Annotated in this window: 14 protein-coding genes; 6 read left to right on the forward strand and 8 right to left on the reverse strand. The window is 68.0% G+C overall.

Annotated elements, in window-relative coordinates; genetic code table 11:
- Positions 1-28 precede the first annotated feature (28 nt).
- Both ASF60_RS21710 and ASF60_RS21715 read right to left on the reverse strand, forming a co-directional pair.
- Complete coding sequence (locus ASF60_RS21710) at positions 29-832, reverse strand: RNA methyltransferase (protein ID WP_082508132.1); 804 nt, start codon at positions 830-832, stop codon at positions 29-31.
- Positions 833-929: 97 nt separating this feature from the next.
- The gene (locus tag ASF60_RS21715) at positions 930-1,478 is read right to left on the reverse strand and encodes a formaldehyde-activating enzyme (protein WP_055952093.1); all 549 of its coding nucleotides are present in this window, start codon (positions 1,476-1,478) and stop codon (positions 930-932) included.
- Positions 1,479-1,798: 320 nt separating this feature from the next.
- Between ASF60_RS21715 and ASF60_RS21720 the strand changes: the two genes are divergently transcribed.
- From ASF60_RS21720 to ASF60_RS21735, 4 genes are all read left to right on the forward strand, one after another.
- Positions 1,799-2,449 (forward strand): TadE/TadG family type IV pilus assembly protein, encoded by a 651-nt coding sequence (locus tag ASF60_RS21720; protein ID WP_082508133.1) that lies wholly within the window; start codon positions 1,799-1,801, stop codon positions 2,447-2,449.
- A 7-nt stretch (positions 2,450-2,456) separates the two neighbouring features.
- Positions 2,457-3,167: a TadE/TadG family type IV pilus assembly protein gene (locus tag ASF60_RS21725; protein WP_082508134.1), complete on the forward strand. Its 711-nt coding sequence runs from the start codon at positions 2,457-2,459 to the stop codon at positions 3,165-3,167.
- Positions 3,148-4,542, forward strand: coding sequence for a pilus assembly protein TadG-related protein (locus tag ASF60_RS21730; RefSeq protein WP_056190138.1), 1,395 nt, complete (start codon positions 3,148-3,150; stop codon positions 4,540-4,542). Before ASF60_RS21725 ends, ASF60_RS21730 begins: the two co-directional genes overlap by 20 nt.
- 159 nt (positions 4,543-4,701) lie before the next feature.
- A complete protein-coding gene (locus tag ASF60_RS21735) occupies positions 4,702-5,913 on the forward strand; it encodes an NADP-dependent isocitrate dehydrogenase (protein WP_056190406.1) in 1,212 nt (403 codons plus the stop codon).
- 291 nt (positions 5,914-6,204) lie between these two features.
- Here the strand turns inward: ASF60_RS21735 and ASF60_RS21740 are convergent, their stop codons facing one another.
- The 3 genes from ASF60_RS21740 to glgX all read right to left on the reverse strand — a co-directional run bounded on the left by ASF60_RS21740 (position 6,205) and on the right by glgX (position 10,714).
- A complete protein-coding gene (locus tag ASF60_RS21740; RefSeq protein WP_056190140.1) occupies positions 6,205-6,528 on the reverse strand; it encodes a hypothetical protein in 324 nt (107 codons plus the stop codon).
- A 37-nt stretch (positions 6,529-6,565) separates the two neighbouring features.
- Positions 6,566-8,134, reverse strand: coding sequence for a hybrid sensor histidine kinase/response regulator (locus tag ASF60_RS21745; RefSeq protein ID WP_056190409.1), 1,569 nt, complete (start codon positions 8,132-8,134; stop codon positions 6,566-6,568).
- A 303-nt stretch (positions 8,135-8,437) separates the two neighbouring features.
- Positions 8,438-10,714 (reverse strand): glycogen debranching protein GlgX, encoded by a 2,277-nt coding sequence (gene glgX, locus ASF60_RS21750; RefSeq protein ID WP_056190142.1) that lies wholly within the window; start codon positions 10,712-10,714, stop codon positions 8,438-8,440.
- A 416-nt stretch (positions 10,715-11,130) separates the two neighbouring features.
- On the opposite strand from glgX, the gene ASF60_RS21755 reads away from it, so the two are divergent.
- The gene (locus ASF60_RS21755) at positions 11,131-11,916 is read left to right on the forward strand and encodes an SHOCT domain-containing protein (RefSeq protein WP_056190143.1); all 786 of its coding nucleotides are present in this window, start codon (positions 11,131-11,133) and stop codon (positions 11,914-11,916) included.
- Between the two features lie 139 nt (positions 11,917-12,055).
- On the forward strand, positions 12,056-13,123 hold the full coding sequence (locus ASF60_RS21760) for a spore photoproduct lyase family protein (protein WP_056190145.1): 1,068 nt from the start codon (positions 12,056-12,058) through the stop codon (positions 13,121-13,123).
- A 33-nt stretch (positions 13,124-13,156) separates the two neighbouring features.
- Here the strand turns inward: ASF60_RS21760 and ASF60_RS21765 are convergent, their stop codons facing one another.
- The 3 genes from ASF60_RS21765 to ASF60_RS21775 form a co-directional block, all read right to left on the reverse strand.
- Complete coding sequence (locus ASF60_RS21765) at positions 13,157-13,993, reverse strand: MBL fold metallo-hydrolase (RefSeq protein WP_056190147.1); 837 nt, start codon at positions 13,991-13,993, stop codon at positions 13,157-13,159.
- Entirely contained in the window at positions 13,990-14,637 is a 648-nt protein-coding gene (locus tag ASF60_RS21770; RefSeq protein WP_056190148.1) for a DsbA family protein, read from the reverse strand. Before ASF60_RS21770 ends, ASF60_RS21765 begins: the two co-directional genes overlap by 4 nt.
- A 274-nt stretch (positions 14,638-14,911) precedes the next feature.
- A complete protein-coding gene (locus tag ASF60_RS21775) occupies positions 14,912-16,171 on the reverse strand; it encodes a glycosyltransferase (RefSeq protein WP_082508135.1) in 1,260 nt (419 codons plus the stop codon).
- Positions 16,172-16,291: the final 120 nt, after the last annotated feature.

Below are 16,291 nucleotides of genomic sequence, written 5' to 3' on the forward strand. Positions count from 1 at the left end.
AGATCGCCTGTTCTTGGATGTGTTGCCGTCAGTTTGTCTTGCGAGTCATGAGGGCGCGCAAAGCGCCGCGCATCGTCCGCACATCCTGCTCGGTCATGGCCATGCGGTGGAGCATGTCGCGCATGTTCCGGGCGATGATGTCCCGCTTCTCGGGCGGATAGAACCCGGCCCGGGCCAGGCCCTCCTCCAGGGACGCGAACAGGGAGGCCATCGCCTCGCGGGTGGCGGGCGGCGACAGCATCTCCCCGGTGAAGGGCAGCGCCGACAGGCCGGCGGCCCGGCGCCACTCGTAGCCCATCAGCAGGACGCCCTGGGCGAGGTTCAGCGACGAGAAGCGCGCGTCGACCGGGAAGGTCACGATGGCGTCGGCGAGCGAGACCTCGTCGTTGTCGAGGCCCGCACGCTCGCGCCCGAACAGGATGCCGACGCGCTGGCCGGTGCGCCCCGCCACGTCGCGCATGGCCTCGTCCGGGGCGTAGACCCGCTTCATCTGCCCGCGCTCGCGGGCGGTGGTGGCCAGCACGTAGTGCAGGTCGGCGATCGCCTCGCCGAGGGTGGCGTGAACGGTGGCGCCGTCGAGGATGTGGGTGGCGCCGGAGGCCGCCTCGCGCACGCCCTTCTTGGGCCAGCCGTTCTTCGGCGCCACCAGACGAAGCTCCGACAGGCCGAAATTCGCCATGGCGCGCGCGGTCATGCCGATGTTCTCGGCGAGCTGCGGCTGGACCAGGATGACGACCGGGCCGGCGGGCGGGTTCAGATCTGGCGGGTTCGAGTCTGATTGGGTCGAGTCTGGTTGGGTCGAGTCTGGTTGGGTCGAGTCTGGTTGGGTCATGGCGTCGGCAGCGGGTGGGGCGGCGGGCATCCGCGCCCTGTCGCACGAGCCGGGCGCGACGGCAAAGCGCCGCCGGCCCGGCCGGGCGTGGTCCGTCTCAGATCTTTCCGTCGAGACCCATCTGATAATACTTGTGGATGATCTTGTCCTGGTTCTCCAGCAGCCAGTCGATCGAGGGCTCGTTAGTCATCGCCTTGCGGATCGCCTCGGTCATGCCCCGGCGCTGGATGTCGAACAAAGCCTTGTGGTCGACGGTCTCGGCCTCGATCACGCCGGGGCTGAGCCAGACCGAGCAGATGATGCCGAGGTCGTTGGCCTTCTCCTTGGGGATGTAGCCGGCCCGCACCGCGTCGAGCACGCCGTTGGCGATGGCGAACTGCACCGTGCCCATCAGGATCGAGGTGTACTTGCTCTCGGTGACGCTGACCTTGGAGACGCACAGCGTCACCGGCCGCACCATGATGTCGGTGTTCAGGAGGGCGAAGACGCGGCTGTGGCCGACGACCTGATCGCCCGTCAGGGTGGCGAGCGCGGTGCCCACCGGACCGTCGAGTTCCCCGATGATGACTTCGGGCTCGGAGGCGGTGTTCGGCGGGCCGCCGGCGACCAGGGCCTCGCCGGCCCGGAGGATGATGCGTTCGCTCATGGTGATCTCGTCGCTGATGGTGGCGGACAGGGGCCGCAGGCGGTTCGAGAGGCGCCCGGCGACCGTCGGATCGGCAGATTCCGGTTGTTGCGGGCAATGTCCAGCCCTGGCCCAGCCCTGGCCCGGCCGTGGTCCGGGCTTGATCCAGACATGAACCAGGATTGCGGGCGCATCCGGGAGATCGGGCCGGCCTTGGCCGATGACCGCGACCTTCGACGACCGACGTAATGCGACCTTAAGGCTTGGCGCGCATTGCTGGTCTAGACGGATTCGGACTGCGGATAGTCGGAGTGAATTCAAAGGAGCCCGCGGGTCTCACAATGACGGCACGGATTATAGACCCGGATCGACAGACATCTGGCGCCGCAACGACCGTCCTGCCGTTCGCAACGCGGTGCAAGAGACGGTTGTACGGATTTCGACGCTCCGCCAGCGGCGCGACAGCAGTCGAGTTCGCCATGGTCATGCCGTTGTTCATGCTCGTCTTCGTCGAAATCCTTCAATGCGGCCTGTATATCTTCTGTTATGCGGCCGTGGAGAAGGCGACGGCCGATGCGAGCCGTGCCGTCATGCTCGGCGCGCTGACGCAGGACGCGTCCACCGCCAACGGGTTCCGCAAGACGGTCTTCTGCACCAAGCTGATTGCCGGGCTGTCGTGCGACCGGATCATCACCAGCCTTCAGACCACGACCCTGACCGGCTCCGGCGGCGGATTTGCCGCCTTCATCAACCCGGAGGAGACCGGCCTCGTCCCGGTGGTGATGGACAAGGATCGGACGCCGTATTGCCCCGGCGCGCCGGGGACCTACGGCTACATCCAGGTCTTCTATCCGGTGCCGGTGTTCAGCTTTCTCTGGCTCGGCCTCAATCTCGGCACGGACTCGACTTTCGGGAAGGTCTCCTACGCGCGGGCGGCGATCGCCTTCCGCAACGAGCCCTTCACCACGCGCAACGTCCAGGTCCCATGCTGAGGCAGCCATGAGCCTTCGACTCCGCAGCCTGCGACTCTGCATGAGCTTGCGACGTCTCATGAGCCGCCGGACCCTCAAGCGGTTCCGCGCCAACCGGCGTGGGATCGCGATCGTCGAGTTCGCCCTGATCGTTCCAGTGATGATCATCCTGTCGGCGGTGACCTTCGACCTGGTCCGCTACATCATCATGATGCGCAAGGTGGAGCTGGCCGCCAGCACCCTGGCGGATCTCGTCGCCCGCAACGACACCGGCAGCATCACCCAGACCGACATCCTGGCGATCTCGCGCGCCCAGCTCGTGATGTTCCCGGAGGCCATGAAGGCGGCCAGGGAGCAGAACGTCTCGGTCTGGACCCTGCTGAAATGGTCGCTGTCGGGCGTCCAGTTCCGGACCCTCCCCCTCGGCTGCACCACGACCTGCACCTTCGTCCCCCGTGTCACCTGGACGTCGGGTCAGGGGCGCTCCTGCACCGACGTTCTGGTCGCGGCCCCCAACACCGCGGGGCCGAGCCCGGCGACGCTCCCGAACGACACCTTCGGGCCGGGGTTCCTCGTCGTGGCCGATGTCGTGTTCGACTACAAGCCGCTGATCGCCCAATCCGTGGTCGGCTCCGTCCGCATCGCCAAATCCTTCTACCTCTCGCCGCGCTACGTCGCCGGGATCGCCTTCGACCCGAGCGGCGGCACGACGACCGCCCGTGCCTGCCCTGCGTCGTGAGGCCCTCCCGATGATCGCCGCTCTCCTCTCCCGGTTCACGCGTCGCCTGCGTCGCCTGCGCACCGATCGCGGCGGCAACGTCGTCCTGATCTTCGCCCTGAGCCTGGTGCCGCTGATCGGCATAACGGGCCTCGGGCTCGATTACATGCGCGGCGTCAACTACCGAACTCATTTCGACCGTGCGGCGGACGCCGCCACCATCACCGCCATCGCGACGGCGCGGGACTACATCTCGCAGAATCCGAAGGGCGAGGATGACCCGACGCAATCGGCCCTGGCGCTGGCGAAGGCGCGCGGGCTCGCCGCCTTCCGGGTCAATGCCGGGCCGATGCTCACGAGCCTGCCGCTCATCCCGGACCTGACGGTGACCCGCACCGGCGGCGTCATCACGGCGCAGGTGACCTACGGCTCGAGTTTCCTGTCGCCGTTCAGCAAGGTCCTGGGCGATATGGCGTCGGTCGCGGTCACGGGCAAATCCGTTTCCAGCCTGACGCTCAGCAGCTACGTCGATTTCTACCTGCTGCTCGATACGTCCGGCTCAATGGGCTTTCCGACCTCGCCCGTCGCGCAGACCGAGTTCGGCAAGCTCAACCCCGACATGAACGAAGGACTACCCAACAACTGTTCCTTCGCCTGCCATTTCCCCGGATGGAAGGGCTTCGCCCTGTCGAAGAAGTACAATGTCGAGCTTCGCATCGCGACGGTGAGCAACGCGGTCCAGGGATTGATTGCCAAGGCCAAAAGCAACCTGACCCTGAACAATCAGTTCCGCATCGGCCTGTACCCGTTCGTGAGCAAGCTCGAAACCGCCGCCGGCATTACCTCCGAATTCGATTCGCTAACCAGCGTCGATCTCGAGAATTACATGGATATCGGCATGGAATCCGTTCCGCGCGGGAGCGGCGGGACGCACTACGACAACGTCTTTCCGGTGGTCAATCGCATGATCACCAATGTGGGCGACGGCTTGAGCGCGAAGCGGGCGCTGCCATACGTGTTCGTGGTGACGGACGGGATGAACAACAACCAGACTTACGAGGCGCCCAAACGCCCGGGCGATCTGCCCAAATGGACGGGATCGCAGGCGGGACCGCTCGATCCGTCCCTATGTCAGCCCTTGAAGGACCGGGGCATCACCATCTCGATCCTCCATATCCCGTATGTGCCGATCGCGAAGCCGAATCACCCGTTCCCGGCCGTCCAGGCTGAGAATTACCGGGTGAACAGCCTGATTCCGAAGGTGCCCGGAGCACTGCAAAAATGCGCGTCGCCGGGCTACTTCCGCACCGCGAGTTCGGCCACCGAGATCCAGGAGGCGCTGAACGCGATGTTCGATCAGGCCACCAAGATCGCGCGCCTCGTCGCCGCTCCCTGACAGGGCAAAAGGTTTGTCAGCGCGCAGGCGCCGAAGACGGGTCCGGGACAGGGCTGCCGCGCTTCCGCCCCGGGACCGCGCGGGCTAAGGACGGCGCGGGACCGGCATCCGCCTTGCGTGGAGCCGGTGGACATCCTGGCTCAGGAAGGCGTGCTGCTGATGGACAAGATCAAGGTTGCGAACCCGGTCGTCGAACTCGACGGCGACGAGATGACCCGGATCATCTGGAGCGAGATCAAGAACAAGCTGATCCATCCCTACCTCGATCTGAACCTCGAATATTACGACCTCGGCGTCGAGCACCGCGACGCCACCAACGATCAGGTCACCGTGCAGGCCGCCGAGGCGATCAAGCGGCACGGCGTCGGCGTGAAATGCGCGACCATCACCCCCGATGAGCAGCGGGTGAAGGAATTCAACCTGAAGGAGATGTGGAAGTCGCCCAACGGCACCATCCGCAACATCCTCGGCGGCGTGATCTTCCGCGAGCCGATCATCTGCCAGAACGTGCCCCGCCTGGTGCCGGGCTGGACCCAGCCGATCGTCGTCGGCCGCCACGCCTACGGCGACCAGTACAAGGCCACCGACTTCAAGGTGCCGGGCAAGGGCCGCCTGACCATCAAGTTCGAGGGTGACGACGGCACGGTGATCGAGCGCGAGGTCTTCAAGTTCCCGAGCGCCGGCGTCGCCCAGGCGATGTACAACCTCGACGATTCGATCCGCGACTTCGCCCGCGCCTCGATGAATTACGGCCTCAACCGGAAGTACCCGGTCTATCTCTCGACCAAGAACACCATCCTCAAGGCCTATGACGGCCGCTTCAAGGACCTGTTCGAAGAGGTCTTCCAGAACGAGTTCAAGGCGAAGTTCGACGCCGCCGGCATCACCTACGAGCACCGCCTGATCGACGACATGGTGGCCTCGGCCCTCAAGTGGTCGGGCGGCTACGTCTGGGCCTGCAAGAACTACGACGGCGACGTGCAGTCCGACACCGTGGCGCAGGGCTTCGGCTCGCTCGGCCTGATGACCTCCGTGCTGCTCACTCCCGATGGCCGGACCGTCGAGGCCGAGGCCGCGCACGGCACGGTGACCCGCCATTACCGCGAGCACCAGAAGGGCAAGGAGACCTCGACCAACTCGATCGCGTCGATCTTCGCCTGGAGCCGTGGCCTCGCGCACCGCGCCAAGCTTGACGACAACGCGGCTTTGGCCACCTTCGCCGCCACCCTGGAGAAGACCTGCATCGACACCGTCGAGGCTGGCTTCATGACCAAGGACCTCGCCCTCCTGGTCGGTCCGAATCAGAAGTGGCTTTCGACCACCGGCTTCCTCGACAAGGTCGACCAGCACCTGAAGACCGCGATGGCCTGAGACGGCCGAATCCGCAGCCCTCACGCGGGCGCGGGGTCGTTCTTTCGTCTCTGCCGGTGGGGTCATCGTGCCGACGAGGGTCCTGCCGGAGACTCACAGGAAGCGCGGCGTCATCCCGGGGCCGCGCAGCGGAGCCCGGGATCCAGACACGCAGGTGGTGCAGCACTTCGCGCCATCGGCGGATCTGGAGTGCACGCCGCTGGCGCCCCCCTCCGGGTTTGGGCTCGCCTTCGGCGACCCGGAATGACGGCGCCGAGCAAATCGGCCAGCCGATCGGCCCTTGGCCGCCTGTCACGACGCGTGACGCGCCGCCTCGGCATTGCGCTTGCGGGTCGCGGCGGCCTTCTTGGCCGAGGCGGAGCGCTGTTCCGCAGTCCGGGAGGCGGAGGCTTTCCCTCCCGTCTCGCCGCCGCGATGGGCGGCTGGGTGCCCGGTCGCCCGCCCCCGCCCGGCCCCGCCGGGCTTCTTGCCGCCGCCGTCGTCCTTGTTGACGGTGGCCCAGGCCCGAGCCTCGGCCTGCTTCTCCGGCACTCCGCGCGATTCGTAGGATTCGGCGATGTGCTCGGCCTTGCGGATCTGCTTGTCGGTGTATTTCGACTTGTCGCCCTGGGCCATCCGAACGCACTCCGGTGGGACGGACCCGGCCGGCGTCTCAGCCGAGGGGACCGGGTCCGTCGAGGATCGCCCGCACCCGGCGGATCAGGTCCGTCCGGCGATAGGGCTTGTTCAGAAGATCGAACTCCGAGCCACCGGCATCGGTTCGCTCCAGGCTCGCCTCGGCGTAGCCGGTGGTGAGCAGAACCTTGAGGTCCGGGCGCCGGCGCTTGGCCTCGCGCCCCAGCGCGATGCCGTTCATGCCGCCGGGCATGATCAGGTCGGTGAACAGCAGGTCGATGGGACCGCCGGCGTCGAGCACCTCGAGGGCCTCGCGTCCGTTCTGCGCCATCAGGGTGGTGTAGCCGAAATCGCGCAGGATGGTGCGGGCCAGTTCCGCCACATCGTCCCGGTCGTCGACGATCAGGATGGTCTCCGTGCCGGTGCCGTCCTGGGCTGGATCGAGCGCCGCCGCCGGGGCCGGGTCCGCCGCCTCCTGCTCGGCGGCCGGGAAGGACAGCCGCACGATGGTGCCCTCCCCCAGCACCGATTCGATCCGGGCGGCGCCGCCCGACTGCTTGGCGAAGCCGTAGACCATCGACAGGCCGAGGCCGGTGCCCTTGCCCTCCTCCTTGGTGGTGAAGAACGGGTCCATCACCCGCGCCAACACGTGGGGCGGGATGCCGCTTCCGGAATCCGAGAGGCTGACGGTGACGTAGCGGCCGGGCGCCAGGGTGCTCCCGGAATCGTCGGCGATGACGTGGTTCTCGGTCGCGACGGTGAGGCGCCCGCCCTCCGGCATGGCGTCGCGGGCATTGATGAAGATGTTGAGCAGGGCGACCTCGGCCTGGGTCGGATCGACCCGGCAGGTCCACAGCTCGGGACTGAGGTCGAACCCGATGCTGATGGTCTCGCCGAGGGTGCGGCTCGCCATATCGGCCATGCCCTGCACCAGGGCGTTGAGGTTCACGGAGCGCCCCTCCAGGCGCTGCTTGCGGGCGAACGCCAGCAATTGCTGGGTCAGGGTGGTGGCACGCTCAGCGGCGGTGCGGATGTTGTCGGTGGCGCGGCGCAGGCGGCGGCGGTCGGCTTCGGGATCGTCGAGGCCGGAGCCGACGATGTCGACGTAGCCGACGATGACCTGCAGCAGGTTGTTGAAGTCGTGCGCGATGCCGCCGGTGAGCTGCCCGAGGGCCTCCATCTTCTGGGCCTGCCCCAGCGCTTCCTCGGCGTCGCGCCGGCGCGAAACGTCGAGCTGCGAGGCGAAGAAGTACACCAGCGTTCCGCTCGCGTCGTAGATCGGCGACACGAACAGGGCGTTCCAGAACGGCGTGCCGTCCTTGCGGTAATTGATGATCTCGGTCGCCACGTTCTCGCGGGCGGCGATGCCGCGCGCCAATTCGCGCACCGAGGCGCGGTCGGTTTCCGGCCCCTGCAGGAAGCGGCAGTTGCGGTCGATGACCTCGTCGCGACCGTAGCCGGTCATCTCCAGGAAGGCGTCGTTGGTGAAGATGATCGGATTGTCGGGCAGGCGGGGATCGCTCACCACCATCGGCATGCGCGAAGCGGCTAGGGCGGCGAAGAAGAACGCGGCCTCGGGACCGGCGTCGGGGCCGGTCGCCGCCATCGCGGGCTGGGTGGTCGCGCTTGTCTTGTCCGCCGACAGGGTCTCGTCCGTCGACGGGAGGGTGGGGGTCTCGATCATGGTCGCGCAATCAAACCGGGAGGCTCCGGGAGGAGGCTCCCGCCGGCCTCGCCTAACATGCGACAAACACTGGGCGGACGCATCGTTCCCTCGGTGGACCGCGCGGCGGTGACAGTCTCGCGAGGCGGCACGCGCGATCCGGCCCCGCGACGGTCCGAAGACGGCCGCGCGGGGGGAGCGTGAGGCGGCCGCGCGACGGGGCGCGCGCGGCCGGTCCGGTTGGCGTCAGCGCTGCTCGGTCTCGAAGCGGACGCTGTTGACGTTGGCGCGCTCGAAGGCCTGCATCACGTGCTGGTAGGAGCGCTCCATGTCGCTGGCGTCGACGCCGTCGACCTCTTCGGGCTTGAGCACGAACATCAGCATCGAGCGCCCGGTGACGTCGTAGGTGGCGCCGATCGGCTTGCTGACCACGTCCTGGCTGTCGGGCAGGTTGGTGTCGAGAAGCCGGGTCCAGCCGACGCCGCCGACCGATTCCGGCAGCGTGAACGACACGAGGTCGTGATAGGCGTTGTAGAGCAGGAGCAGGGTGGCATCGCCGCCGCGCCGGTGGATGCCGGAGGCCTGGGCGCGCCCGTCGAGCAGCACCGCGATGGCGCGGGCGTCCCCTTGCGTCCAGTTCTCGGGCGACATCTCGGTGCCGTCCGGCTTCAGCCAGGTCACGTCCTTGACCCCGAACTCCTCGTCGTAGGCGCCCGTGAGGAAGCGTCCGCGAGTGAGGATCGGCAGGGCTTCGCGCAGCAGGGTCAGGCGCTGCGTGAACTCGGCGAGATCGCGCTCCTCCGGACCGACGGCCTCCCAGTCGAGCCAGGAGATCTCGTTGTCCTGGCAATAGGCGTTGTTGTTGCCGTTCTGGGTGCGGGCGAACTCGTCGCCGGCCAGCAGCATCGGGGTGCCGCGCGACAGGAACAGGGTCGCCAGCATGTTGCGCATCTGGCGCAGCCGGATGGCGCGGATCTCCGGATCGTCGGTCGGGCCCTCGGCGCCGTAATTGTTCGACAGGTTGTGCGAGTGGCCGTCGCGGTTGTCCTCGCCGTTGGCCATGTTGTGCTTCTCGTTGTACGACACGGTGTCGTTCAGCGTGAAGCCGTCATGGGCCGTGAGGAAGTTCACCGATGCCCAGGGCTTGCGCCCGCGCTTGTTGAACTTGTCGGCCGAGCCGGTGAGCCGGGCGGCGAGATCCGGCAGCATGCCCTCGTCGCCGCGCCAATAGCCGCGCACGTCGTCGCGGAACCGGTCGTTCCACTCGGCCCAGCCGGGCGGGAAGCCACCGACCTGGTAGCCGCCCGGACCGCAATCCCAGGGCTCGGCGATCAGCTTGACGTTGTTCAGCACCGGGTCCTGGCGGCAGGTATCGAGGAAGCCGCCGCCCTCGTCGAAGCCGTGCGGCTCGCGGCCCAGGATGGTGGCGAGATCGAAGCGGAAGCCGTCGACCCGCATCTCGGTGGCCCAGTAGCGCAGGCTATCGGTCACCAGCTGCAGCACGCGGGGGTTCGAGAGGTTGAAGGTGTTTCCGGTGCCGGTGTCGTTGATGTAGTAGCGCGGCTCCTTGGGCATCAGCCGGTAGTACGAGGCGTTGTCGACGCCCTTGAACGACAGGGTCGGACCCTTCTCGTTGCCCTCGGCGGTGTGGTTGTAGACCACGTCGAGGATGACCTCGAGGCCGGCGCCGTGCATGCGCGCCACCATCTCCTTGAATTCGGAGAAGGCGAAGTCCGGCACCGCCGCGTAGCGCCGGGCGGGCGTGAAGAACGAGATGGTGTTGTAGCCCCAGTAGTTCACCAGGCCCTTCTCCTGCAGGTAGTCGTCCTGCACGAAGGCGTGGACCGGCAGGAGTTCCACCGAGGTGACGCCGAGGCTCTTGATGTAGTCGAGCACCGCCGGGGTGCCGAGGCCGGCATAGGTGCCGCGCAGCTTCTCGGGCACCGCCGGGTGCAGCTTGGTGAAGCCCTTCACGTGGGTCTCGTAGAAGATCGTCTTTTCCCACGGCACGTGCGGCTTGCGGTCCCGGCCCCAGGTGAAGGCCGGGTCGATGACGCGGGACCGGCGGGTGAAGGGCGCGGAATCGCGCTCGTCGAAGGTCAGGTCGTCGCCCGTCTCCATCTGGTAGCCGAACAGGGCCGGGTTCCAGGTGATCGAGCCGACGAGGCCCTTGGCGTAGGGGTCGATGAGCAGCTTGTTGGGGTTGAAGCGATGGCCCGCCTTCGGCTCGTAGGGGCCGTGGACGCGGTAGCCGTAGATGGTGCCGGGGCGCGCGTCAGGCAGGTAGCCGTGCCAGATCTCGTCGGTGTACTCGGGCAGCTCGATCCGCTCGATCTCGTTCACGCCGTCATCGTCGAACAGGCACAGCTCGACCTTGGTGGCGTGGGCGGAGAACAGCGCGAAATTGACGCCGAGGCCGTCCCAGTTCGCGCCGAGGGGATAGGGCGAGCCCTCCTTGATGCGCGAACGCTTGGCGCGGCCGTACGGGATCGAGCGGTCGGCGGGATTCGTCGTGTCGGCCATGGTGGCTCCGGGCGAGGATCAGGTCATGCGTCGAGCCGGACGCTGCGCGGCGCCCGGACTCGGAAAATCGAGACAGGAACGCTCACGCTTCCTCGGAAGGTCCGCCGGTGCGCAAATCTTTTTGCGACGCGCAACGCCGCGGGCCGGTGCGGCCGGACTCCGGGCGGGATCTCCGAACCCGTACGCCTCGCGCAGACCCTTGCGCCCGGGGCAGACCCTTGCACCCGAGTCAAACTCTTGCCCCCGGGGCAAACACTTTCACCTGGGGCAAACTCTTGCACCCGCACGGTAACGGTTCGGGCTGTACCAGGAAGCGTTGTACGAACGGCCCTCCCGGCTTCCGCCGCGTGCCGGCTTGCGTCATGGTTGAACTGCATCCGGCCCGGCGTGGGCCGCCCATGCGAGGAGACCAGGGCATGACGGATCGTCCCAACGGGCTGCAGGCCATCGCCGACCGCTACCGGGTCAGCCTCGATGCCGTGCGCCACCTCGTCCACGCCCTTGAGGCCGGGCACGGCCGGATGGCGCAGTTCAACCATCCGGATCTCGGCGGGTTCGGGCAATGGTCCGGCTCCGGCATGACCATGATCGGCGACATGTTCAACACAGACCTTAAGGCCCGGGTCGATGCCCTGTGCACCACCCTCGCGGCCGCGCTGCCGGCGACGGGCTGGTCCGACCCCGCGCGCGGCGGAGACCGGCCGGAGCCGCAACGCGGCACGGGTCCGTTCTGGCCCGCCGAATGGGGATCGCCGGCCACCTCCGGGTCGCAGAACGGCATGCGCTACGCCTATTTCCCGGCCCAGCGCCGCATCGTGGTCGAGACCGAGAGCGGCGTCGCCATCTACGACACCGACGACCACCTGATCAGCGGGGTTTCGCAGCAGCAGGGCGGCGGCACGAGCCTGCGCTTCTCCGGCCCGGCCGGCGCGATCGACCTCGCGACCCTGCGGCGCCTCGACGGGGCCGAGCGTGGCGAGGGGCAAGCCGGGACGCGGCCTCCGACGCCCGAACCTTTTGCCCCCGAGCCGTTCACACACGAGCCGTTCGCCCCCGAACCGGCCTCGACCGATTCACACGCGGCAGCACCGGCCGGCGACGTGCTGACGACCATCGAGCGGCTGTCGGAGCTTCAGCGCAAGGGCATCCTGACGGCGGCCGAGTTCAACGCCAAGAAGGCCGAACTGCTGGCCCGCCTGTAGGGGTCGCGCGCGGATCCCCGTACCAACGGATCGCCTTTCCGACGGATCGCGCTTTCGACGGAGCGCTCGCCGTCGCGGCGCGTTGCCGGGCTGTGGATCGGCCGCCGGCGGTCCGGAAAGCCCGACAGCCCGAAGGCCCATGGCGCGCGCCCGCGAACTCCTCGACGTCAGCACCATCTACCACGAGCCGGCGGTGCCGGACTTTTCGCGGGGTCGGGAGATTCTTGATCGCTTCCCCGCGGCCGAGCGCATCGTGGTGCCCTCGCACTGGAACATCCCGAGCCTGCACGGCAATGCGGGGTCGGTGGAGGACTGGGTGCGGATCAAGCGCTCGACGCTGGTGCTCGGTGTGAAGAAGGGTCTGGCGATGCGTCCGAATGGGCGCAGCGCCCACTTCATCGCGCCCTCGACCTCGAACGGCTGCGCCATGGCCTGCGCCTATTGCTACGTGCCCCGGCGCAAGGGCTTCGCCAACCCGATTTCGCTGTTCGTCAATGTCGAGGCGGTGGCCGCCGCCATCGCCCGCCACGCTGCCCGCCAGGGGCCGCTGACCGAGCCCGACACCATCGACGCCGCGCGTTGGGTCTACGACCTCGGCGAGAACGGCGACCTGTCCGTCGACGCCATGGTCAGCGATACCGTGCGCGACCTCGTCGGCCTTTTCCGCGACCTGCCCAACGCCAAGGCCTCCTTCGCCACCAAGGCGGTGAACCGGGACCTCCTCGCCTACGATCCGCAGGGCAAGACCCGGATCCGCTTCTCGCTGATGCCGGAGCGCATCGCCCGCATCGTCGATGTCCGCACCGCCCCGATCCCGGAGCGCATCGCCGCGATCGACGACTTCGTCGCCGCCGGCTACGAGGTCCACGTCAATTTCTCGCCGGTGATCCTCTACGAGGGCTGGGAGGCGGATTGGCGGGCGCTGTTCGAGGCGATCGACGACGGCATCGGGCCGGCGGCCCGGGCGCAGCTGAAGGCGGAGATCATCCTCCTGACCCACAATGCCGACCTGCACGCGGTCAATCTCGGATGGCACCCCAAGGCCGAGGACCTGCTGTGGCGCCCCGACATCCAGGAGGCGAAGGTCTCGGAAGGCGGCGGAGCCAACCTGCGCTACCGCACCGGCTGGAAGGGCCAATGGCTCGCCCGGTTCAAGGCCCTGCTCGCCGAGCGGATGCCCTATTGCACCGTGCGCTACGCCTTCTGACGGGCTGTCTTCACCACCTGAGCCGAGGCACCCTCAGCCCCAGCTCATCGCACCGGTGGCGACCTTGGCGCCGATGTCGAGGGCGATGCCCATGCCGAGGCCCGGGAACCGGGCCTGCATCGCCGCGGTCAGCGCGGCGGCATCGCCGCCCTTGGCCAATTCCTCCTCGAAGGCCAGGAGGTAGGCCCGGGTGAAGGCGAGGGCTGACGCGTCGGTCGCCGCGTCCGGCACCTGATGGCCCGGCACCACGACGACGGGTCGGCAGGCGGCGATGCGATCGAGTTCGGCGATCCAGGCGGCGCGTGCCTTCGGGCTCTGCGTGTCGGCGGTCCAGACATGGACGCCGGAGAAGATCAGGACGCCGCCGAACACCGCGTTCAGCGCCGGCACGAACAGGGTGCGCCGGTTGGGCAGACCGGCGGCTGGCACGATCTCCACCCGCTCGCCGTCGACCGCGAGGGCAGCCCCGTCGAACGCCTCCGGCATCACCGTCCCGTCCCGGGTCTGCGGGCCGTTCGTTCCGAGCTGCGGCCCCCAGGCGGCGATCTTCTTGTCGACCGAGGCGGCGATGGCCGCCACCGTGGCGGAGGCGGCGAGCACCCGCGCCTCGGGGAAGGCGTGGCAGACCGGTGTCAGGCCGAAGTAATAATCCGGGTCCGACTGGCTGACATAGATCGTGGTCAGCCGCTTGCCCGTGGCGGCGATCGCCTCCGCGAGGGCGCGACCGTCGGAAAAGGTGAACCCGCCATCGATCAGGATCGCCTCGGTCGGCCCTTCGACCAGGACCGGGGCCCGAAAGAAGCCGTCCGGCCCGGCGGGAAAGTGGGTCCAGCGCAATCCGGTTTCGGGCGCCGTGGTGGTCTGCGTCATGATAATCCCCCTGATCCTGCCTGAAGCTCGGCGGCCAGCCCCTGCCGGTCGCCGAACAGAATGCCGCTCGGCATCAGCCGGGCGCCGCGCCCGTCCGCGATGACGAGGGCGGGAACACCCCGGACCCCGAACTGCGCCATCATCCGGCGCGCGGCGTCGATCCGGCGGCGGCCGCTGTCGCGGAGCGTTTCGTCGGACGCTGTCACCCGTGCGGCAGCCTCGGCGAAGCCGGCCCGGGTCAGCACATCCGCTACGACGGAACGGTCCGCGGTATCCCGTCCCTCGACGTAGCGGGCCTGCTGCAATGCCTGCAGCCCCTCGGCCTCGGAGCCGGACGCGGTCAGCCCGATCGCCACGACGCCCAGGGTGGTCGCGGCCGAGTCGAACACGAGGCCGGAGGTCTCGAAGATCAGGGCGCGATAGGCTTCGGAGAACACCTGCCCGGTCTGCGCCGCGATGCGCTGATCGTTCTGCCAGGCGTAGCCGGCGAAGGCCGCATCCATCGGGCGGGCCGCATCGCCGGCGAACAGGCCTGTGGGCGCGAGCCGCAGTTCGACACCCTCCCGTTGGGCGAGCCAGGCCAATGCGGGACTCGCGCCGTAACACCAGCCGCACAGGGGATCGAACAGATAGGTGAGATGCATGGATCTGCACACGCCTTGTGGCCTGAGGCGCACCGAGACAATTTGAAAAGTCGGATAAAGCCCGGGCTTTATCCCCCTTAGCGGCAGACTTTCCGCAAGACTAGGCCGGATTTCGAATGTCTGTCCAGTCCGGGTCGAGGCCCCTGCGGGACGGGCCGCGGGCGTGCCGTCTGTGGCGGCGGAGCGCTTCCGGGCCGGCTCGCATCCTGAACTCTGGCCACCGACGGCGTCTTGCGGCTCGCGGCTCGCGGCTCGGGATGTCAGGCGGCCCGGATCAGGATCCGGCCGAAGACGGAGCCGAAGATGGGGCCGAAGACGAGGCCGACGAAGAAACCCTGTACCGGCCGGCCGGGGCGAGGGACTCGAGGACGTCCAGGAACTGCCGGCCGTTCTCGCTCCAGTCGAAGGTGCCCGAAGCGGCGGCGAAGCTGCCTTCCTGCATCGCGTTCAGACGCGGGAAGTCGTCGATGACATCGACGATCTTGCGGGCCAGCTCCGCGCCATCCCCGGCCAGCAGGCAATGGTCCATGATGGCGTCCGGAACGCCCTCGAACGAGCCCTCCAGGGCCGCCACGGGAAGACGATTGAAGATGTAGTCCAACACCTTCAGCTTGAAGCCGCCGCCGACGGCCTCGACGATGAGCCCCAGACGGGCTTGCGCCATCACCTGCTCCGCGTCCTCGACAAAGCCGAGGAAGCGGGTCGCGCGGAGTTGCCCTTCCCATTCGGCCCGGAACGCGGCCGAGACGTCGCCGACCAGATGCAGCTCGACGCCGGCCGAGGCCAGGATCGCGTCGGCGGCGGTCAGGAAGGCGGCGACGTTCATCTTCTTGGGCAGCCATCGCAGGGAGCCCAGCATCACCACCCGGCGCGGAACCGCGGCATCGATCCGCCGCGCGGCCACCCGTTCTCCGGCGAACCCCGGGGGCACGACGAGCACATCGGCGCCCGCCAGGCGCGGCTTGAACATCTCGGCATCCCTGCCCGTGAGCGTGACCACGAGGTCCGCCGCGTGGAGCAGCTTGCGCTCCAGATGGGCGACCTTGAGCGCATTCGCCGCCAGGACGAGCTTCTTCAGCGTGTTGCCCCGGTAGGCCTGCGCGATGTCGCGGGCGACCTGCTCTTCGTCGTTATGGGCGATGTAGACGAGCTTGAACCGGCTCTCGGGCACGCAGGCGAGCTTCCGCAGTACCCAGCCCGCCGCATAATTGTCGATCACGACGACGTCGGGCTCTTCCTCCGCCAGCAGGCGCAGCATCCGGTTGCGGATGGTCCTGGGCGAGCAGCGCGCCGTGACGATGGGCAGCCGGCTGACGACGGCGCGCGGCCGCCCGCGCTGCGCCGTGTGGACGGGCAGCAAGATGACGTCCGACCCGAGGCTGTCCGCATCGTCCGGCCCGTCTCCGGAACTGAGACCGAGGAGATAGACGTTTGCCCCGGCTGCGCCGACGGCTTCTGCGAAACGGGCAGAATAGACCCGATCACCGGCAGTCAATGGGAGCGGAATAAGGCCGCTGATCCAAACAACCTTCATCCAGCCGACGTCCTACCGAGTGTTGACGAAGCAATGACCTCTCATTTCTGGCAAAGAACCGGAATTTGAGTTGCTTACAGGCACAAGAAGCCGCCGATCACGAGCCGCCCTCCCGGGAGT

Origin of the sequence: Methylobacterium sp. Leaf113 (genome assembly GCF_001423325.1) — a bacterium.
Taxonomy (GTDB): domain Bacteria; phylum Pseudomonadota; class Alphaproteobacteria; order Rhizobiales; family Beijerinckiaceae; genus Methylobacterium.